This is a genomic window from Proteus sp. fly-1013, assembly GCF_040140245.1.
In the GTDB taxonomy this organism is placed as follows: Bacteria; Pseudomonadota; Gammaproteobacteria; order Enterobacterales; family Enterobacteriaceae; genus Proteus; species Proteus mirabilis_B.
The window spans coordinates 1-19325 of sequence record NZ_JBEEWD010000011.1 but is presented as its reverse complement, the minus strand read 5'-3'; the positions used below and the strand labels follow the sequence as shown (position 1 = coordinate 19325).

The window sequence follows — 19325 nt, the reverse complement described above, 5'->3', positions numbered from 1 at the left end:
GTTTATCATCATGTCATTACCCACAACACAACCTACATCGTTACCCGAAGCGCTACAACCTTGGCAAACTTGGCTTAGCTGGTTAGATCCCGAATTAATTCCTGCCTTTTCTGATCTATTACAACGTCTGAGTCGTGTATTAGGTCCTGTACAGGGAAAACAACTCGGTGGTTTACCTGAACAAGATGGTATAGGGCAAATACAGCGTAAAGGGAATTATCAAAACCTGTTACTTAGTGAATGGTTAATGGCTGATGAAGTACCTGATGAATTTATGAGGCGTGCCATTAATGCAGAACATCTCTTTTTGGCACCAAACTATAAATCTCAACAATCTTTAAATCAGATCACTGTGCTTTTTGATACCGGTATTTCGCAACTGGGTGAATGTCGCTTAGTGCATATTGCAATGCTTATTATATTGGCGCAACGGGCAGAAAAAGCGGGTTGCACATTAATGTGGGGAACGTTGCAATCAATCATTCCATTAATGCCGTTAAACACCATAAATGATCTACGCGAATTATTGACACGCCGAACTTATTCGCCTGTTTTAAAAGAAAATATAGCGCATTGGCAAAACGTTATTGCAGAAGATCTTGATGTGCAAAACGGTGAGATTTGGTTAGTTACGGGCGCTCATCAACAACCTATATTGAAACAACTTATACTGAAACAGATTGCATCAAGCCATCATATCGAATTAACGGCAGATGATTGTTTCAATAAAACGATTGATGTCAAAATTCGCACGCCTCATTTTCAACGCCATATCGTCTTGCCAACACCGCCTAGAGCACTAAGTTCACAAATATTAAAAGGGCAATTAAGACCGTCGTCAGCGCAAAATACGCATCAACATGAACACAAAATATCACTGATGTTTTCACCCGTTATCTCATTTCATGGTAGCGCGGTGGGGGTCACTTTATTAGGTAAACCTGGGTTAGTGGTTATTAAAATTCCACCGCTCAATAGATCGAATCAAGACAGCCCGCTTAAAAAGCCGTTTGTATACCAAATATATCCTGATGGTCATGCTATTTTAGCGTTACAGTGTCACGGAAAAAAGATGGGCGCATTACTTTCCAATAACAATGGCCTCTACTTTTGGCAATTACCCAAACTCTCTTATATACCTCGACCTTCGGATGAAGAGTTTTCAGCAGGTATTGGACGGGGTAATACTCTTGCCAGTGCTTATTTATCGAATAAGGAATATTCCAGCTTATTTGTTCATGATAGAGCAAGACGGCTAGTCGCTTTCTCATCCAATGTTTATGCTGAAGAAAAAAACGGCTTTAAAATCGTTGAAGAGAAAGTCCTTGGCATAGAGAAAATAGCAGACAACTTACTTGTGTATATTTATCTCAATGACAGTAGTGAATTGGTCCAAATGGTCACGGGTGCAAACTTTTCTCAAAAGAAATACCAACATCGACTCTATTTTACTCAATTTATTTCCTATCAAAGAGCTGTATTATTTGCCTATCACCATAAATATACCAATGGCTCTAAATCAATATCTTGTGCTATCTCACTAAGCACTAATCGACAAAGTTGGCATGTTTATAATATGGAAATTGATGAGGTTTATGGCTATCAAATAGATTTACCACAAGGATGGCAAGGAATAGGGCTTTTTTATCCAACACTCGATGGCTCTATAGAAAAAGATTTAACCACCTTAAATATTTTGATGATCAGCCCTAACAAACGAAACATTGCCAGTTATTCAAAAGGCGAGATAGAAATCTTATATCGTGCAGATAATCCGTTTACGCGTTACTCATTTAGCCCATCTAAAGGCCTGTTTGCTGCATTAACGGATCACGCTCAAGTCGTTGTTTATGATGTATACCAAAAACAATTACGCCTAAATCTGTATACCATTGAACAAGAAGGTGACACCCAAAATGCATAACGATTATATTCGTCATCCAATGTTATTGGGATATCGTCAAATTGAAGGTTTATGGCTACCGAATGACTGGTTTAACGAGACTCAACGGCTGACTTATTTAATAAAATATTGGCAAGCTAATTGTCGTATTTATCGATTCGAACAAGGGGATGTTCTCTGTTTTACTGAAAATAAAACGGTGGATTGCTCATCCATTGAGGGATGGCCTTTAATTCGTTACGGTCGCCTTTATAGCACAGCACCTCTAGATAATGATGAGATAAAAAAACTGCCTTATGCAGATCTTGCTTTAGTTCGTAGTGGTGTTGTAACAACGCTTCTATTTTCACAAGCTGAACCTCTATCACTTGCTGATTATCTTGATATTAAAGAGATTCATTTTGAAGAAACTGATAACTACGCCAGTCTATATGAGATAAAACCTCAAGCATTGTCAGAAGAGAAAAATATTAGAACAATTATTGGTGACAATATTCCACCGGCGGCAGATCAACAAAAGCAATTTATAAAAACTGTATTTGAAAACGCTTCGTCGTCATCTCAAACACAAGCACCTCATGCAAAAGCGTCATTATCACTGACTCAGAAAATCATTAATAAATTTCTGACGCCCCAAAATCGTGAAACTATACACTCTTCATCTAAAACGATATCTCAATTATCACCGTGGCAGCATTGGCTAAATAAGCTTTCAATTAAAAGCGGATTAGCCTCTATGATGAGTAAGCAACAAGCGGATTATATTAATAAAATGATGAAAATGTTTGAAGATGGTAATGTCGATCAAGCGTTGCGTCATGGTATTCCGCTTAGTCAATATCAAGAAAATCAAGAAACAACGCCTTCACCTTATTTAGGGAGATTAAAAGGGCGAAATAAACTGGAAATATCAGCCAATCAACAAGGGCATAAAAGTCTTTATTTTGGAGATGAACTGCAAAATTATTTAAAACAACTTTATCGTCAACAGTTTATAAAACTGGATAAAGCTGGTTGTAATGAAGAAGCACTGTTTGTTCTCGCTGAATTGTTACAAGAAAAAGAAGAAGCACTGAGTTATTTAGAAAGCTTTCAACGCTATCAACACGCGGCGGAACTGGCACGGATGTGGGGAATGCGACCTGATCGTATTATTCGTTTATATTGCTTAGCGGGCGATATTGATTCTGCTGTTATTTATGCTCGCCTACACAATGCTTTTTCCTACGTCGTATTACAGTTACAAGAAAAACATCCTGATATTGCAGATAAAATGCGTGAAGAGTGGGCTGAATATCTGGTTGACTGTGAAGATTATTTACAAGCTATCGATATTATCTGGCAATTAAACAATGAAATAAGTCGTAATAAAGCCAAACATTGGTTAGAAATTGCCTATCAAGCTGGTGGAGAATTAAGCCTGCGTAGTCTTGTAAAATCAATATTTTTATTACCTGACACTTTTCATTTATATCAAGATGATATTAAAAAAGTATGTAACGATCCACTTGCAACTATTCAACGCGCCATTTTAGTCAGAGAACTATTAGCACTACCTAAGCAGACTAAATTAACAGAACAATTAATTAATCAACTTATTCGACCCATTATTGTTGATCAATATAGTGCGAATTCTGTGCTAGAAAAAAAAGAAATTAGCCAACTTATTCATAAAAGTACCAATAAACTATTAAAAACAGATATGCCTTATAGTGATATTCCAGAGGCTAAGCGTTATGCCTTAGATGCACAAAATCACTTTATTTCGGCGGCTATTCCAGAACAAGGGCTTTACGCTATTTATGATGTGGTTGCCTTAAATGATCACCGATATCTTATCGCGCTGGGTGAATCTGGGGTGTTATTAACCGATACAGCAGGGGAAAAACTTTGGCATAATTTAACGCCAACGTATCATATTGTTATCGCAGAAAATCACCAAAGCGCTTTATTATTAGCACCAAGAGGCGATTATTTCCAAATTAATTCATTAGCAATCACAACGCAGTCCATTCAAGAACTTGGTACATTGAAATGCACTGTTTTTACTCGTATTTTTGATGGTATTTTTTGGACTATTGCCATTAATAATACGGTACAGGTTGTTGATACTAAAAGTGACTTTAAAATTGTTTGGAATGTAGATGCTTTGAATGGCGATGTTATCGAGATCCTTCGCCACAATGACGATGAACATTGGCTAATTAATAGTGAACCGAAAGAGCGCTGGTCATATGTTTTACCTGAACGTCGGTTAACTCAACGAGAAAGCCTACCTCATCATTTAAATGAGGGATTAAAATATGATCTTATATCTAACTCATACTATGGCGTAAAGCATGATAAGTGCGTATTAACCTCCGCTAACGCTCACTATACGCAACGTTTACAACTACCTAATACTCAATCTATTGAAGAACAACATTCACTTCATTTAATAAAAAGAACAGCCACGTTAATTTATTGGCAAGAAGATGAGCTAACGGTGTTTCGTTTATATAACAATCAAAATCACTGCACCTTTGAACTTAAATGGCCAACAAACTTAGCACCTCAATACCGAAGTGAATTTAATCAATGGTATTTTTTCGATAAAACAGGGCGTTTAATGCATTTTGATTGGAATAATGGGCGAATAAATACACTAAGTTTGCTTTTAAAATAGATAATTGCGCTCATTTCAATGATTATCGAAGTGTTTTACCTTTTTTATCAATACACTCATTATCACCCAATTAAAGGAGAGCACTAATGATTGCCGTGATATTTGAAGTCAAAATTAAATCAGGAAAACAGGATCGTTATTTATCTTTAGCGGCTGATTTAAAGCCATTACTAACAGATGTTGAGGGATTTATTTCAATAGAGCGGTTTCAAAGTTTATCAACCGAAGGAAAATTATTATCACTTTCTTGGTGGGAAAATGAAGAAGCTGTTTTGCAATGGAAGAAAAATATTTCACATAAAAGTGCGCAACAAGAAGGTCGAGAGTCTATTTTCGATTTTTACAAAATTAGCATTGCTTCTTTGGCGCGTGAATATTCATTTGATGCAGAAAGTCTGTAATTAAATAAGCTTGATAACTTGCTACAATAACGTTATTTCCCCATTAATGACATGCTATCAAAGGGCTTAATTTTTAAATGGCTAAATCAGAGATGAAATCGGAATATCAACATACTGTAGAGTCAGCAATAGCCGCTGTGGGTGCAGCAATATCTGATATTTCCAGAGTCAAAATACTCTGTGCATTAATGGATGGAAGGGCGTGGACAGCCACTGAGCTGGGTATTGTGGCTGATATTTCTGCCTCTACCGCAAGTAGTCATTTATCAAAACTACTCAGTAGTCGCCTTATTTCTGTCATATCCCAAGGTAAATACCGTTATTTCCGATTAGCTAACGATGAAATTGCCAACGTGATTGAAAATTTAATGAGCTTTTCAACCGACCATATTTCGCAAGCTAAAATCACAACACCCAAAAACTTAAGGAAGGCACGAACTTGTTATAATCATTTAGCAGGTGAGGTTGCTGTCGATATTTACCATTCACTTTGTCAGCAAAAATGGATAACAGAGGACGGTCGTGCGATTACAGCGCTAGGTCTTGAGCGATTTGAAAATATGGGAATTAAATTTCAAGCAAAGCATCCTCGTAATATTTGCTGCCCATGTTTAGATTGGAGTGAGCGTCGTTTTCATTTAGGCGGGCAAATTGGTGCAGTTTTTCTTAATTACGCAGAAGCGCAAGCGTGGTTAACACGACACCAAGGATATAGAGAAGTGACTATCAGCGAGAAAGGTTATAAAGCGTTGGCTCAATACTTTAATATAGAAAAGAGATAAAACGTATTTGAAAAATAAAATAAAACCCGGCTTTCATAAATAACAAAAGCCGGTAATTCACATCAGGTTATTTTAAGATTTTAACCTTACCATCTAACACTTGACCTTTATTAATCACTTTTCCGTTTTCATCATATTGAGTTATGACACCAATAAGAGCTTTATTCTCTATATATCCCTGCAAATTAACATTATTTTTAGGTGTATTATGATAATACTTGAAAGCGCCATGCGGTAAGCCGTTACGCATAGCAATTTCACTGTATATATTGCCGTTAGTCTGGTAACTTTTTACCACACCGTTAACTTCACAATTCTTCAGTGGTATGATCATTTGTAGCTTACCATTTTCATAATAAGCATTAACGTAACGATCATAACAGCCTTTAGTTACCCATGATTTATATTTAATTTGTCCCCCAGGATAATAACGTAAATATTCACCATCTTTTGTTCCTGGTGGTATAGCTGGCACTCGCAGTTTTGTTGTATTTTCCATCAATTTAATATTACTCAGTGTCATTTCTGGATTGCTGCCTAGGCTAAAAAGGAAGGCAGAACAACCAGAGAGCAATAGTGTTGAACTCAATATTAAAGAAAGTACAATTCTCATATTCATCCTCGCATAGTATAAATAAAAATACTTAATTTCCGTTTACAAATATTTATTTTCACATTAAATATAATGTTAGCGTAAAGCAGGGTAATTAGAGCGAATATAGGAAAGAACTGACACTGGCGTGGTTTTTGCAGTTTTTAGAGCATTTATAATAGAATTAAACGAATCCGACTAGTAAGGTGATAACACGATCACACTTAAATAAACATTCTTTGTTTCAGTGCTTATAATACACATTTGAAACTTATTCTTTTAATGATAGCTCATTATCGAGCATGGAAATCAGACCATAAAAAAGAATAAACAATTTTGCTATCACAGACTTTAAACAAAATAATTTTGACTCACTCAATTTAGTTTTTGATAGTGTATTTGAAAACACATATGTCGCGATAAATGCTAATAAGCTAACTCGACCGTTTAATTGGAGCCATAAGTTTTTCTATATGCTACTAAAAGTTATGATCATTTGTTAATTATGCAAAAGAAAATATAATCGCGATAAAAATAATCCCTGTATATTTAAAGAGTTAAGGTTTTTATGAGATTACGATTTAAAACACTCGCCACATTAGTTTTATGTATGCCGATTGTATCTTCTGCTTTTGCGCTAAATCTACATGATCAAGTTAAGCAATATGAAAAAGAAGGCTGGAAAGTAGGTTTATCAATTTTATATTCAGATAATAGCTCTGTTTCTATAAATGGAGATCAGCGCTTCCCATTAGATAGCACAGTAAAATCAATTGCCTGCGCTAATGTCCTAGCAAAAGTTGATGCCAAAAAAATTTCGTTAAATCACTCTATGGTAGTCACTGAAAAGAATATCGTGACATATTCACCAGTTGCTAAGAATTATATAAACAAGCCATTTACCTTAGAAAAAGCCTGCGAAGCCGCAAATGAATACAGTGATAACACTGGGGCAAATTTTGCTATTTTATCCGGTGGAGGACCAGAAGGGCTTACAGCATTTATGAGGTCGATAGGTGATACGGTGACTCGTTCTGATCGTTATGAGCCAGAACTCACTATTAATCCCGTGGATGATTTACGTGATACAACGACTCCGAATGCGATGAGCCTGAGTATAAAGAATATTTTGACTGGAGATGTACTCAGTAATGCATCCAAAGCTCAATTAAAAAAATGGATGATAAATAATAAAGTTGCGGACAATATGCTTAGAGCCTCTCTACCTAAAGGATGGGAAATTGCAGATAGATCAGGCGCAAGTGATTATGGGATCAGAGGAATAACATCGATGGTCTGGTCAAATAATCATGAGCCTGTATTTATTAGTATTTATGTTAGAAAAGGGGATTCTTCTTTAGATGAACGTTCAGAAGTGATCCGTATCCTAGGCGCACATATATTTAATGAGTATCTTAATCATTAAAAGTAGTTTGATTCTTTGTTAATACTCACAATAGTTAATGAGTATTAATAGGGCTTAAAGATATCAGTGCTACATACTAGGAAAAGGCTCCGTATTATCAAGTTGTTGGTCATACACTTCATTTAACATAATATACATTATGCGAACCTTGATATCTAAATATGGATAGGCACTGGAATCTCTGTTTTAGGCTGGTTGATTATGTTGGTTCATTCCTAACTTAAGGCTTATTCGCCAATGCTTTTGTTACAAACGAACTTAGACTGGTAATTTTATTTGATAAACAATTACCAGCCTTTGTAGATGTTTTTTACTTATTTGCGGTTCTTGATTTCTTTTCCACTAATAGCTCCATGTTCAAGTAATATATCAACCATTTCTCTTTTATTGTATTTTATTGCATTATCTAACATTGTATTACCAGAATTAACTCTCCTGAATATTTTGTTCGGTTTCACTAATCCCCGTTCCAAAAAATCTTTCAGAATTTTTTCATCCGCAGAGTAATCACTTAGTAAGAACTCAATATCCTGAGAAGGTGACATATTTTCCACATCCTCTTCAGTAAAACTGAATTTTGAGAATAAAAAATCGACAATATCTTTTTTGGCGTGTTCTATAGCAAGTCTCATGACTTTACATGCATCATCCTTGTTTCTTATATGTAACGAAAGAGCTTCAAAATTAGATGCTTTAACCGCATCCTTCGCACTTATTTCTCGTAATTTTACTTCTTTAAAATTATTCGAGCTAACCATTCTCGGGACATGGAACTCTGGTTGAAATACAAAATTTAGAATTCTGTCTAAATTTTCACCATCTAGATTTTCATTCAGAGCAAATCTTTTAAACTCTGTATCATTACTCTTTCTAAGGAAATCTATGAGGTGTAACCCCAGTCCAAGCTTCATGTCTGTAGAATTAAAGATAGGAATATCTCTTATACCTTTATCCCCATGAACGTTGCGGTAAACTTCCTTTCTTACCTCAGTAAATTGATCTATGAATTCCTTATGTTCGTACAGATATGCAGGCGGTATAGTGTTATCCATATGATCAGTCAATGTCAGATATCCATGAGGAAACTGATTATCAACTATATAAGCATTGCCTCCAAAATCTACAGTTGAATGACGGGTATTAAGAGGGAGTTGAGCCTTATTACCTGAAAATTCAACACCAAAAAAAACAAAATCCTGATTGCTTAAATGTTGTATATCTTGTAGATATGTATTTTGTGCAGTGCTAATACCATCAGATTGCAACTTATTTAACGACACAATATTAAGTGTTCCAGCGGAATTTACTAAATATGAATTACTTTGATGCCTGAAATGTATTTTTGCATCTACCACCTTACTTAGCAAAACTTTTTCCTGTGAGGTTAAATTTGTGGTTTTTTCTTTTATTTTTGTTAAATAGTTTTTAGATACTTCATTCAGGTGCTGTAGTGAGGAAAATGAAGATTTCCGTGCTAATGAATCTGGTAGAGCGATGCCTAATTTTTTAAAATCATCGCCTTTAGAAAACATTTCATTATAGCTCTGAGCTGCTATTGTTTTTTTTAAAAATGATTTTATTACATCTGCACTTCTGTTCTTTAAACAACTACTCTTATGCAGTACATCCGAAGAATTTTGCATAGAAATAATACTTTTCATAATGTTATTTGTTTTTCTTCTTGATCCTCTATCAGGCGGAAGACAAGAAAAATCATTTTGCTGACCATTTATTAATGAACTGGTTAATTTCATAACTGACTTTTCCTTATATATTTACTCAGATTGAATTCATCGTAGTAACAGTCATGTAATCACATGATTTACATTTAAATAAAATGTAAGCCATGTTTGTTATCCTGATAACAATAGTCTTTCCCTGTTGATATGCTGATACTGACATAATTAAATTTTGTATATGAAAATGATACAATCGCATATCCTGGTCATATTACTATCAATGAATAGCCCCACATTAAGGGGCTATTTTTATAAAAAATGAACCATGGAACAGAGAACACCTTATTTTACTAAAGGTTTTAAGAAAATCTGATAGCATAAAAATCCATAAGGAAAATGAAATGAGAAATAGCTATTTTGATATAAAAATATCCCCTAAAAAAACAAAATAGATAAGCACTAAAGTCTCCATGAAAAAGTAAAATCCCCTACCCAATCTCCCTTTATATTGTCATATTCCTATCCATGTTATTGACTGGCATTTGACGCCAAACAAAAATATTGCCGTGTATTACTTCTATAATTACCCACTTATTTATTTACACAGATGTGGTCACATGGTTAACAAACTGAATCTTAACTGGCCTGAATTTTTAGAAAAATACTGGCAAAAAAAACCTGTTGTATTGAAAAATGCATTTCCTAATTTTGTCGATCCTATCACACCAGATGAACTGGCTGGTTTGGCGATGGAGCCAGAAATCGACAGCCGCCTTGTCAGCTTAACTGGCAATAAATGGCAGGCGAGTCACGGTCCGTTTGAAGACTTCAGCGAATTAGGCGAAGAAGGATGGTCACTGCTGGTACAAGCTGTTAACCATTGGCATATGCCGTCAGCTGAGTTAGTGAAACCGTTCCGTGTATTGCCTGAATGGCGTCTTGATGATCTGATGATCTCCTATTCAGTACCTGGAGGTGGTGTTGGGCCACATATTGATAACTATGATGTTTTTATCATTCAAGGAATGGGACGTCGTCGCTGGCGTGTAGGTGATGCCCTGCCAATGCGTCAATTCTGCCCGCATCCTGCATTACTGCATGTTGATCCGTTTGAGCCAATTATTGATGTGGAAATGGCGCCGGGAGATATTCTGTATATTCCACCGGGATTCCCTCATGATGGTTTCACCTTTGAAGATACCATGAACTATTCTGTCGGCTTTCGCGGACCTAATGGCCGTGATTTGCTGAGTAGTTTTGCAGACTACGCACTGGAGCAAGATCTGGGCGGGATAAATTATAGCGATCCTAACCTGACTGTACGCGACAATGCAGGAAGAATGGAAGCTCATGAAGTTGAACGCCTGCGTACCATGATGATTGAAATGATCAACAAGCCCGGTGATTTTGAACAATGGTTAGGTCGTTTTGCAACTACGCCACGTCATGAGTTGGATATCGCTCCCGCTGAACCGCCATATCAGCCAGAAGAAGTATTGAATGCACTGAATTATGGTGAAAAACTGATCCGATTGAGCGGACTGCGAGTCCTACGCATTGAGGATAATTTCTTTGTGAATACAGAGATTTGGGCTACCAAAGAAACGAAGGGAGCAAATGCACTGTGCCAATTTACGGAAGTTGGAGCTGATGAACTTGGTGAAGCTCTTATGAACTCAGCCTTTGTTGCAGAATTAACAGAATTTATCAATCAAGGATATTGGTACTTCGACGAATAAATCGTAGCTACCTGACATTACATGGTAAAACACCTGCTTGCGGGTGTTTTATTTTATCGTTTCCCCCTCCTTTTACTTTCTACCTCGAATCACTTTGTAATAGCTTAAAATTCCCAATATTGCGTCCTATATTCCTTTTTTTGCTAATATATCGAAGATCTCCAATAAAGATTGGCTCAACCTTTCGCCCTTTAAAGAAAGCATATCCCGTTGACTTATATCAAATGAACCAAAGTTAAATGAATCGATTCACCTTATTGATTGGTTACTACCTTGACTTAATAACCAATGGGGTGAGAATGCTCTAATACTTTAATTTATCTGAATAATAATCTGATATTGGAAGGTTTATCATGAGCTATCGTATGTTTGATTACTTGGTACCGAATGTTAACTTTTTTGGTCCAGGTGCTATCTCTGTTGTTGGCGAACGTTGCAAATTATTGGGTGGTAAAAAAGCCCTGCTGGTAACGGATAAAGGTCTACGAGCGATAAAAGATGGCGCTGTAGATAAAACTATAGGTTATCTAAAAGAAGCGGGTATTGATGTTGTCGTATTTGACGGTACTGAACCTAATCCAAAAGACACTAATGTGCTTGAAGGTCTTGCAATGTTCCGCAAAGAACAGTGCGACATGATAATTACAGTAGGTGGCGGTAGCCCACATGACTGCGGTAAAGGTATCGGTATTGCAGCAACTCATGAAGGCGATCTTTATAATTATGCAGGTATTGAAACACTAACAAATCCACTTCCACCAATTATTGCAGTGAATACAACTGCGGGTACAGCCAGTGAAGTCACTCGCCACTGTGTTCTGACTAATACCAAAACTAAAGTTAAATTTGTTATTGTAAGCTGGCGTAATCTCCCTTCTGTTTCTATTAACGATCCACTGTTAATGATCGGCAAACCAGCAGGACTGACTGCTGCAACCGGTATGGATGCATTAACTCACGCAGTTGAAGCTTATATTTCTAAAGATGCTAACCCTGTCACTGATGCTTCAGCTATTCAAGCAATCCGTTTAATTTCTCGTAACTTGCGTCAAGCCGTAGCCTTGGGGACAAATCTGAAAGCCCGTGAAAATATGGCTTATGCTTCACTTTTAGCAGGAATGGCATTTAATAACGCTAACCTTGGTTACGTTCATGCAATGGCTCACCAATTAGGTGGTTTATATGATATGCCTCATGGCGTAGCTAATGCGGTGCTATTACCACATGTACTGCGTTATAACCTGATTGCTAATCCAGAAAAATTTGCAGATATTGCTGAATTTATGGGTGAAAATATCACAGGGTTATCAGTGATGGATGCAGCAGAACGCGCTATTGCTGCTATCGCTCGCCTATCTGCGGATATTGGTATTCCGCAACATTTGGGTGAATTAGGTGTGAAAGAGTCTGATTTCCCATATATGGCAGAAATGGCACTTAAAGACGGTAATGCATTCTCTAATCCTCGTAAAGGTAATGAAAAAGAGATCATTGAAATTTTCCGTCAAGCATTCTAATTTTCTGAAAAATACCCGTCAGCTATGTTTTCTGCTGGCGGGTTTTTTAATGATGTTTTATCTGTTTCTACTAGCCTGTATATTTAACTCATTAATATATAAAAATATATGTACATTATGTTTATAATAAGAGATAAATTAACGACTGTTTTATTTTCTTTTACAGGGAAATTCAATGAGTAGAAGTGGTAAAAATTATACCAAAGAAAAAATAACACGCCATAACATATTGATAAAAAGAAAAAATCACCCTATTCGTCTTTTTGTTAAAAGTTGGGATTTTTTAGGAAAGCTACTACTTAGCCTCTTTATTTTTATCCCTTTAATTTATGTATTAAGTGATCATGGAGATAAATTTATTTTAATTATTGTTTACGCTTGCCTTTGTGCTCCGTTATTTCCATTTGCTAAAAGATGCAGTGATAATATACTGCTCCACTATTTTTCAAAATATACCTTTAATGAATATATTAATAGCCCAGGTGCTAGAGGTGGAGTAATATTTTATATTATCCTAATTATTCCATTTATTATTCCACTGGCAATAGGCTATTTTATTTATCAGATCAAAAAATATAATTCAAAAAATCACATCTAATTATAGCAACTCATACATTTACTAAAATTATGACAACCATAACCATGGAAAAAATAACGCCATCCTTTTATAATTGCAATTGCAAATAACTCCCTTAATTGGAAAAACAATAAGATGAACAATAAACAACCTGATCTCTGGTTTTCTTTTGTTAAAGCTCATAAGCTTATTATTAGAAAGATTGAGGCAAAATTGGCTGAAGCCAAATTACCTGTTTATGCGTGGTATGACATACTTTGGGGTTTAGAAAGCGGCGTCAATGGAACTCGACGTATGCATGAGCTTGCAGATGTTGTCGTTATTGAGCGTTATAATTTAACGCGAATGATCGATAGATTGGAAAAAGAACAACTCGTGATACGCACTCGTTCTGATGATGATCGCCGTGCAGCATTTGCAACCATCACAGAAAAAGGTAAAGCATTAAGAAAAGAGATGTGGATCATCTATCAAGGTGTCATTAAAGACTACTTTATTAGCCAATTTAGCGAAGATGAAATCACACGTTTCGCGCAAGCTCTCAATGCGGCTTCCGATAAAGTTAGAGAATAAAAAAATGACTCAGCCTTATCAAAGTTAAGAATATTTAATGCATTTTCGAGGATAGAAGCGGGAATTTTTTGAACATCTACCAGTAATTTTTTTCAGTTTTCAGGGATATATTTTCCAATCTAAGGAACAAAAACCTTCGACAAAATCGAGTAAGTCTAAAATAGTGTCTTCATCCTCAATAGCTCGTAATTGGTTTAAACAATCTCGCATTATATCTTGAGTCATTCCATTGTATTTATAGGATAAAAGTAATTCCCTTAATACTAGTAAATCTCGCTTTAAAGCAATGCCCTTTTGTATGTCATCAGCGAAAGCTTGCTGTTGCTGGTGGTCTTGCTGTTTTATTTTATCCATATTTAACCAAAACCTATTTTTTCACCCTTTTATTTTTTAAGCCATTAATAATGAACAATAAATTAGCTTTATTCTGACTCTGCTGGCTTTTTAAATTTCAAAATGCTTTCCATTGATCTTGGTATTCTAATGGCACTAATTCTTTGTTAAAAACTCTCTCGTGATAAATAACACGTCCATCAACTCGTAGTTGAGGTACTGTTGCAACACCAGTATCAAAAGTAGCATGGCTCCAATCTTCTTTGATTAAACCACGCCGCCATAAGCGGTAATATCGATTTGCTTGTGACTCTAATTCATTCTCTTTTAAAATAACCGATAGTGGTGCAAATAGTTGTTGTGAAAGATGATATTTTTCCATCAGCCAACGTTTATTTCTTTTAATTAACTTTCTTTTCATCGTTATTAGCTCTATTTTCTTTTATACTATTCTTATCTTAAAGCAACTTATTGAAAAAGAAATGAAGATTTGTATTATGGGCCCTTCTGGAGCAGGAAAAACGACATTATCTAAGCAACTTGCAACCACGTTGTCTTTACCTGTATATCCGTTTGATGCCATTTATTGGGATATGACTGGGGATGAATTCCATAAAAATAGTGAGGATTTTATAACATCTCAAGTTAATGCTATTAAAGAAACAGATAAATGGATCGTTGAAGGTGCTTATGACAAACGTTTATTACCCTTTCTTAATGACTGTACGATTATTTTTAGGATAGACATTCCTTATTGGAAACGTGTTAATTATTTAATAAAACGCCTATTTATAAATAGAATTAAACGTCAATTACCTAAAGAAACGTTAGTGAATACGTGGGAACTTCTTCGCTTTTCAAAGCAATATGATAAACGTTTAGATGCTTTTCTTAATAACCATCCTGAATTATCTTCAAAAGTGATTGTTATTAACGATATTTCTTTATGTGTGGATATATGTAATAAGAAATTTAAAAATAAATAGATAATTAATAATATCGCATTCTTTAAATATTAATGTCGTCATTTACCTATATGTGTATTTATCTATTTTAATTTATCGCTATAATTTAAAAGCTTATCTTTATAAAAACCATAACTCATTGTGTGCTTTATTTGACAAGGAAAACAAATAATGAAAAATAATATGATGTCTTTTACTTCGGCGTTATGTTGGCTAAGTTTTTGGTTTGGTGCAGTTCTTGTTGGTGGATCATGGTTATATGCAAAATTACAAGAAAAGGTATTTTTAACCGGATTAGATAAAGGGTTTTTAGAATTAACATCACCAGATCCCACTGTGGCATTGATGTTATCTATTGGTATTATGATGATTGCACTTGGTTTGATTTATGTTCCTTTATATTACTCAGCCATGTTTATTGGTAATACGGTGGCTATTTTAAGCAGAAAGCCGATTAGAATTTAATTCTCACCTATTGCAGTATTTTGATATTTTATTAAATTATCTTTCGACTTAAAGTAAAGAGAGCCTAAATAATTTTGTTTAGGCTCTCTTTTTTTCTATGTTCATTAGAGTGCTTTAGATGGACAACATAATTGTTTTAGTCCTTTAAAAACCCATAATAATGAATGCCAAATCAGTAATAAGATAATTAAATTAGCGAAGATAAATAGTGCTGTTGAGAGTAACTGCATAAAATGACTATTGGATGTCATACTCATATTTAATGAGGCTTTTGCTAACGCAGATACACCAAAAGAGAAACTCCAAAAAGGTAATGAAAACGGCTGTTTAACAAACCAAGGAATTAATCTCACCATAAATAGAAGTTGTAAAAGCCCATAACCTAATAACATTTTAGCGAAGAAATCGATGTGATTGTCATTGATTGCCAAATAAGCACTACAAGCAACTAAAGCGGGTGCTAATTGAATACCAAATGATAGCCGTGATTTCTCATCCATTAATCCCTCACTACGTATTCTTTTTAAAATAGCGGGTTCTAGACTTAACCAAGAAAATACGCCAGCGCCAAAAAATAAAACCCCCAGATCATTAAAACCCAATGCACCACATGCCATGGTACAAATAAAATTGTTCGCAACTGTGGGTAAATATAAGACCGGTGTCGTCGCCATTTTTGGGTATTCGCCCTTCCATTGATAACCAATCAACCAACTGGAATACCCAAGTTGAGCAATTGCTCCAATACTAAACAGTATCAGAGAAAATAATGGTAAATATGGGCTTAGCCCTATCGAGACTAAGACTGTCGTTGCCGGAAATAAACTAGTAAATCCACTGGCAACCGGATGTTTAATTTCATCAAGAATGGCTTGTCGATGAAATAGCCATTTACTCAGTAAAAATAGCGTAAGTGTTAACCAAACCAAGCAACCTACACCAATAAATATTTCACCGATATAAGGCGGATAGTTATGCTCTTTTGCTGCATAGCGCCATGCCATTCCCGTACCAATCATCCCTAATACAACACCAAAATAACCCGATGCAAATTGTGAAGAGAGTGTTTTTAGTTTATTTATCAATATCATATTGTTACGTTAACTCATATAAATGACATAATACATTGATGCTTTTCTTCTGAGCATCAAATAATAATATAGATAATAAAATTTATTTTGATTAAATGCATTTAAAATGTATGTTATGAGTAATCACTCATTTTAAGAGTTTTCTCCCCGTTGTTCCCGAATATTCCGATCCTAGTATAAATTCGATAGGTTTATTTTTACATTGTCCTTTATATTGGAGTTTATAAAAATGAATATCACGTTTAAAAAGATTGGAACAATGTGTGTCGCTTCTGTTCTGCTTTTTTCACTTGCGGGCTGTTCTAGCATGACAAAACGCGACCGTAATACAGCAATTGGAGCCGGTGCAGGTGCTATCGGTGGCGCTATTTTAACTGATGGTAGCGCATTAGGCACCATTGGTGGCGGTGTCTTAGGTGGCGTTATTGGTCACCAAGTTGGTAAAAAATAACCGTTCTTTTCTTATTCTGCTAGACTGAGTTTATATTTTTTTGACTCAGTCTAGCAACGAGTCGCAATAAGATAATCTGCATTTATTTTGGTGTGACATGAACAAATCGTTTCTCTCTCAATTAAAAAAAACCATCGTGATTTTATATAAGTCATTTAGCGATTTAATTCATATCGTTGTGACTTTTATTTTGTGTTACTTCTGTTTTCTTTTATCACCCACACTGGCGATTGCTGTAATTAGTAGCATCATTGTTATTATCACTATGGTCTTACTGAGTTTATTTCTTTTACCGTGATACTAAGCTTGATTTTTACCTTCCTTGTTTTTAATAGAAAACAACGAAATAACTACCTCTTGTTCTATCAGTTAAAAACAAAAATACAGGTTACTATTAAAGATAAAAATCTTTCATATAGGAAAAGCATCTGGTTTTTAGCCTGATTTATCACAAAGCCAATTTTTAAACTTGACTCTTTTTAGTGATAGCCTTTTACTTTCAATTATTATAACTATCGAGGGTAATTAAATGATTATTTTTATCACGGGTGCTTCCGCTGGCTTTGGTGAAGCCATTGCTCGTCATTTTATCAGCCATGGACACAAAGTTATTGGTACAGCTCGTCGTTTGGATAAACTTAATAACTTACATAAAGAGCTGGGTGAACAATTTTATCCGTTACAGTTAGATGTTACAGATAAAAAAGCAGTCAGTGAAATTTACACTCAACTACCTGAAAAATGGCGTGAAATTGATGTGTTAGTCAATAATGCAGGCTTAGCCTTAGGTTTAAATACCGCCGATAAAGCTAACCTTGATGACTGGGATACGATGATCGAGACAAATAATAAAGGTCTGGTTCATGTTACCCGCGCTATTCTTCCTTTTATGGTTGAAAGAAATAAAGGTCATGTTATTAATATCAGCTCAACAGCCGCTTCTTGGCCTTATATGGGCGGTAATGTTTATGGTGCCACTAAAGCGTTTGTTAAACAATTTAGTTTAGGATTACGCGCTGATCTCCAAGGTAAAAAAGTCCGTGTAACCGATATTGAACCGGGTCTTGTTGGGGGTACAGAATTCTCATTAGTTCGTTTTAAAGGTGATAGTGATAAAGTTGAACAAACCTATGCCAATGCAAATGCATTAACGCCTGAAGATGTAGCAGAGGCGGTATATTGGACAGCAACCTTACCTGCTCATGTGAATATCAATACATTAGAAATGATGCCGGTGAGTCAGTCATTTGCAGGATTAAGTGTTCATCGTCAAAACTAAACGCACTGAAAACTCATTTTTTATTAAGGCATCAGTTATAATTATTAAGATATAATAGTCATTGAGAGCAATAGCTACATAACTTTAGAGGATAGCAACCATGATAAACACACTAACTAAGAAACAAGTCATCAGAACCATGGTGTTCTCCTTATTTCTTGGTTTATCAGTGTCTTCTTTTTCTTCTGTTGCCGCTTCAACTAATGTAACCATTAATGGCGATGGCTATGACAATGTCTTAGATAAAGAACAAGCTCGACAAATGAAAGAAGACTGGGATCAAAAGCGCGAGCTTCGTACCCAAGTTAATCAGCGAGAAAAAATTGAATTTAATAAAGTAGATAAAGCCATTGATGAGCGAGATGCTTGTCTGAAAAGTGCGAATGTCTACGCATATTGGGAGCCTGAAACGCGTCGTTGTTTAGACAGTAATACTGGCCGCCCTGTTAATCCGTAAGAAAGTCGTGTAAAACAGTGATGTTTTACTCCATAAAACAAGGAGAGAATGATATGAAAAAATATGTATTTGCAGTAATCGCCACTCTGGTTGCGTTTGCACCTTTAGCCGCGAATGCGGGATGTGATGAAGTCGTTGAATCTATTCAACAAAAAATCGTTAATAATGGTGTGCCAGCCGCTAACTTTACTTTAACTGTCGTTGAAAACGACCAAGTTGCACAAGCCGATGGTAAAGTTGTCGGAACTTGCGAAAATGACAGTAAGAAAATCATCTATACTCGTCATTAATCTGTAGTTGATAAAATCTAGTGATTAAAAAAGGGCGCAATATTAGCGCCCTTTTTCTTTGCCATGACCCGTCCTGAATAAGGTTGACACTTTTCCAATCTGAAATTGGAGAGTGTAATGAAACCAATCACTAAACGAAC

At 35.5% G+C, this 19325-nt stretch carries 20 protein-coding genes; 15 read left to right on the top strand and 5 right to left on the bottom strand.

Translation table 11 applies throughout. The annotated features are described in order from the left end of the window. The first annotated feature begins 10 nt into the window (after positions 1-10). The 4 genes from ABN236_RS17600 to ABN236_RS17585 all read left to right on the top strand — a co-directional run bounded on the left by ABN236_RS17600 (position 11) and on the right by ABN236_RS17585 (position 5751). Positions 11-1924: a hypothetical protein gene (locus tag ABN236_RS17600; protein ID WP_349474520.1), complete on the top strand. Its 1914-nt coding sequence runs from the start codon at positions 11-13 to the stop codon at positions 1922-1924. Continuing rightward, a complete protein-coding gene (locus tag ABN236_RS17595) occupies positions 1917-4568 on the top strand; it encodes a bpX6 domain-containing protein (RefSeq protein WP_349474519.1) in 2652 nt (883 codons plus the stop codon). Before ABN236_RS17600 ends, ABN236_RS17595 begins: the two co-directional genes overlap by 8 nt. 86 nt (positions 4569-4654) lie before the next feature. Then, on the top strand, positions 4655-4969 hold the full coding sequence (locus ABN236_RS17590; protein ID WP_311754783.1) for an antibiotic biosynthesis monooxygenase family protein: 315 nt from the start codon (positions 4655-4657) through the stop codon (positions 4967-4969). 77 nt (positions 4970-5046) lie between these two features. Continuing rightward, positions 5047-5751 (top strand): ArsR/SmtB family transcription factor, encoded by a 705-nt coding sequence (locus ABN236_RS17585; RefSeq protein ID WP_349474518.1) that lies wholly within the window; start codon positions 5047-5049, stop codon positions 5749-5751. Between the two features lie 67 nt (positions 5752-5818). Here ABN236_RS17585 and ABN236_RS17580 read toward each other — a convergent pair whose 3' ends face one another. Further along, on the bottom strand, positions 5819-6364 hold the full coding sequence (locus ABN236_RS17580; RefSeq protein ID WP_349474517.1) for a toxin-antitoxin system YwqK family antitoxin: 546 nt from the start codon (positions 6362-6364) through the stop codon (positions 5819-5821). 547 nt (positions 6365-6911) lie between these two features. On the opposite strand from ABN236_RS17580, the gene bla reads away from it, so the two are divergent. Continuing rightward, complete coding sequence (bla, locus tag ABN236_RS17575) at positions 6912-7769, top strand: class A beta-lactamase (RefSeq protein WP_349474516.1); 858 nt, start codon at positions 6912-6914, stop codon at positions 7767-7769. A gap of 314 nt (positions 7770-8083) precedes the next feature. On the opposite strand, the gene ABN236_RS17570 is transcribed toward bla, so the two are convergent. Then, on the bottom strand, positions 8084-9523 hold the full coding sequence (locus tag ABN236_RS17570) for a T3SS effector OspC family protein (protein WP_349474515.1): 1440 nt from the start codon (positions 9521-9523) through the stop codon (positions 8084-8086). Positions 9524-10065: 542 nt separating this feature from the next. Between ABN236_RS17570 and ABN236_RS17565 the strand changes: the two genes are divergently transcribed. From ABN236_RS17565 to ABN236_RS17550, 4 genes are all read left to right on the top strand, one after another. Next, on the top strand, positions 10066-11187 hold the full coding sequence (locus ABN236_RS17565) for a ribosomal protein uL16 3-hydroxylase (RefSeq protein ID WP_349474514.1): 1122 nt from the start codon (positions 10066-10068) through the stop codon (positions 11185-11187). A 353-nt stretch (positions 11188-11540) separates the two neighbouring features. Next, a complete protein-coding gene (gene dhaT, locus ABN236_RS17560; RefSeq protein ID WP_088495650.1) occupies positions 11541-12704 on the top strand; it encodes a 1,3-propanediol dehydrogenase in 1164 nt (387 codons plus the stop codon). A 175-nt stretch (positions 12705-12879) separates the two neighbouring features. Continuing rightward, positions 12880-13302 carry a hypothetical protein gene (locus ABN236_RS17555; protein ID WP_349474513.1) on the top strand — a complete coding sequence of 141 codons (423 nt, stop codon included), beginning with the start codon at positions 12880-12882 and terminating at the stop codon, positions 13300-13302. 114 nt (positions 13303-13416) lie between these two features. Next, positions 13417-13854 (top strand): MarR family winged helix-turn-helix transcriptional regulator, encoded by a 438-nt coding sequence (locus tag ABN236_RS17550; protein WP_349474512.1) that lies wholly within the window; start codon positions 13417-13419, stop codon positions 13852-13854. A 99-nt stretch (positions 13855-13953) separates the two neighbouring features. On the opposite strand, the gene ABN236_RS17545 is transcribed toward ABN236_RS17550, so the two are convergent. Both ABN236_RS17545 and ABN236_RS17540 read right to left on the bottom strand, forming a co-directional pair. Further along, positions 13954-14208, bottom strand: coding sequence for a hypothetical protein (locus ABN236_RS17545; RefSeq protein ID WP_349474511.1), 255 nt, complete (start codon positions 14206-14208; stop codon positions 13954-13956). A gap of 97 nt (positions 14209-14305) precedes the next feature. Then, positions 14306-14608 (bottom strand): hypothetical protein, encoded by a 303-nt coding sequence (locus tag ABN236_RS17540; protein ID WP_088495653.1) that lies wholly within the window; start codon positions 14606-14608, stop codon positions 14306-14308. Between the two features lie 76 nt (positions 14609-14684). Here ABN236_RS17540 and ABN236_RS17535 point away from each other — a divergent pair, with 76 nt between their 5' ends. Continuing rightward, positions 14685-15173, top strand: a complete 489-nt coding sequence (locus ABN236_RS17535) for a P-loop NTPase family protein (protein ID WP_349474510.1) — start codon at positions 14685-14687, stop codon at positions 15171-15173. Between the two features lie 150 nt (positions 15174-15323). Next, positions 15324-15617 (top strand): hypothetical protein, encoded by a 294-nt coding sequence (locus tag ABN236_RS17530; protein WP_349474509.1) that lies wholly within the window; start codon positions 15324-15326, stop codon positions 15615-15617. A gap of 104 nt (positions 15618-15721) precedes the next feature. Here the strand turns inward: ABN236_RS17530 and tehA are convergent, their stop codons facing one another. After that, a complete protein-coding gene (tehA, locus tag ABN236_RS17525; RefSeq protein WP_088495656.1) occupies positions 15722-16708 on the bottom strand; it encodes a dicarboxylate transporter/tellurite-resistance protein TehA in 987 nt (328 codons plus the stop codon). Between the two features lie 229 nt (positions 16709-16937). Here tehA and osmB point away from each other — a divergent pair, with 229 nt between their 5' ends. The 4 genes from osmB to ABN236_RS17505 all read left to right on the top strand — a co-directional run bounded on the left by osmB (position 16938) and on the right by ABN236_RS17505 (position 19185). After that, positions 16938-17159 (top strand): osmotically-inducible lipoprotein OsmB, encoded by a 222-nt coding sequence (gene osmB, locus ABN236_RS17520; protein WP_349474508.1) that lies wholly within the window; start codon positions 16938-16940, stop codon positions 17157-17159. A gap of 529 nt (positions 17160-17688) precedes the next feature. After that, complete coding sequence (ydfG, locus tag ABN236_RS17515; RefSeq protein ID WP_088495659.1) at positions 17689-18438, top strand: bifunctional NADP-dependent 3-hydroxy acid dehydrogenase/3-hydroxypropionate dehydrogenase YdfG; 750 nt, start codon at positions 17689-17691, stop codon at positions 18436-18438. Positions 18439-18538: 100 nt separating this feature from the next. Further along, the gene (locus ABN236_RS17510) at positions 18539-18895 is read left to right on the top strand and encodes a DUF1283 family protein (RefSeq protein WP_088495660.1); all 357 of its coding nucleotides are present in this window, start codon (positions 18539-18541) and stop codon (positions 18893-18895) included. A 53-nt stretch (positions 18896-18948) separates the two neighbouring features. After that, positions 18949-19185: a DUF1161 domain-containing protein gene (locus tag ABN236_RS17505; protein WP_349474507.1), complete on the top strand. Its 237-nt coding sequence runs from the start codon at positions 18949-18951 to the stop codon at positions 19183-19185. Positions 19186-19325: the final 140 nt, after the last annotated feature.

Excerpts from the sequence above, each read along its gene's own strand:
- ABN236_RS17600 (WP_349474520.1), top strand. The coding sequence starts at position 11 with ATGTCATTACCCACAACACAACCTACATCGTTACCCGAAGCGCTACAA.
- ABN236_RS17595 (WP_349474519.1), top strand. The coding sequence starts at position 1,917 with ATGCATAACGATTATATTCGTCATCCAATGTTATTGGGATATCGTCAA.
- ABN236_RS17590 (WP_311754783.1), top strand. The coding sequence starts at position 4,655 with ATGATTGCCGTGATATTTGAAGTCAAAATTAAATCAGGAAAACAGGAT.
- ABN236_RS17585 (WP_349474518.1), top strand. The coding sequence starts at position 5,047 with ATGGCTAAATCAGAGATGAAATCGGAATATCAACATACTGTAGAGTCA.
- ABN236_RS17580 (WP_349474517.1), bottom strand. The coding sequence starts at position 6,364 with ATGAGAATTGTACTTTCTTTAATATTGAGTTCAACACTATTGCTCTCT.
- bla (WP_349474516.1), top strand. The coding sequence starts at position 6,912 with ATGAGATTACGATTTAAAACACTCGCCACATTAGTTTTATGTATGCCG.
- ABN236_RS17570 (WP_349474515.1), bottom strand. The coding sequence starts at position 9,523 with ATGAAATTAACCAGTTCATTAATAAATGGTCAGCAAAATGATTTTTCT.
- ABN236_RS17565 (WP_349474514.1), top strand. The coding sequence starts at position 10,066 with ATGGTTAACAAACTGAATCTTAACTGGCCTGAATTTTTAGAAAAATAC.
- dhaT (WP_088495650.1), top strand. The coding sequence starts at position 11,541 with ATGAGCTATCGTATGTTTGATTACTTGGTACCGAATGTTAACTTTTTT.
- ABN236_RS17555 (WP_349474513.1), top strand. The coding sequence starts at position 12,880 with ATGAGTAGAAGTGGTAAAAATTATACCAAAGAAAAAATAACACGCCAT.
- ABN236_RS17550 (WP_349474512.1), top strand. The coding sequence starts at position 13,417 with ATGAACAATAAACAACCTGATCTCTGGTTTTCTTTTGTTAAAGCTCAT.
- ABN236_RS17545 (WP_349474511.1), bottom strand. The coding sequence starts at position 14,208 with ATGGATAAAATAAAACAGCAAGACCACCAGCAACAGCAAGCTTTCGCT.
- ABN236_RS17540 (WP_088495653.1), bottom strand. The coding sequence starts at position 14,608 with ATGAAAAGAAAGTTAATTAAAAGAAATAAACGTTGGCTGATGGAAAAA.
- ABN236_RS17535 (WP_349474510.1), top strand. The coding sequence starts at position 14,685 with ATGGGCCCTTCTGGAGCAGGAAAAACGACATTATCTAAGCAACTTGCA.
- ABN236_RS17530 (WP_349474509.1), top strand. The coding sequence starts at position 15,324 with ATGAAAAATAATATGATGTCTTTTACTTCGGCGTTATGTTGGCTAAGT.
- tehA (WP_088495656.1), bottom strand. The coding sequence starts at position 16,708 with ATGATATTGATAAATAAACTAAAAACACTCTCTTCACAATTTGCATCG.
- osmB (WP_349474508.1), top strand. The coding sequence starts at position 16,938 with ATGAATATCACGTTTAAAAAGATTGGAACAATGTGTGTCGCTTCTGTT.
- ydfG (WP_088495659.1), top strand. The coding sequence starts at position 17,689 with ATGATTATTTTTATCACGGGTGCTTCCGCTGGCTTTGGTGAAGCCATT.
- ABN236_RS17510 (WP_088495660.1), top strand. The coding sequence starts at position 18,539 with ATGATAAACACACTAACTAAGAAACAAGTCATCAGAACCATGGTGTTC.
- ABN236_RS17505 (WP_349474507.1), top strand. The coding sequence starts at position 18,949 with ATGAAAAAATATGTATTTGCAGTAATCGCCACTCTGGTTGCGTTTGCA.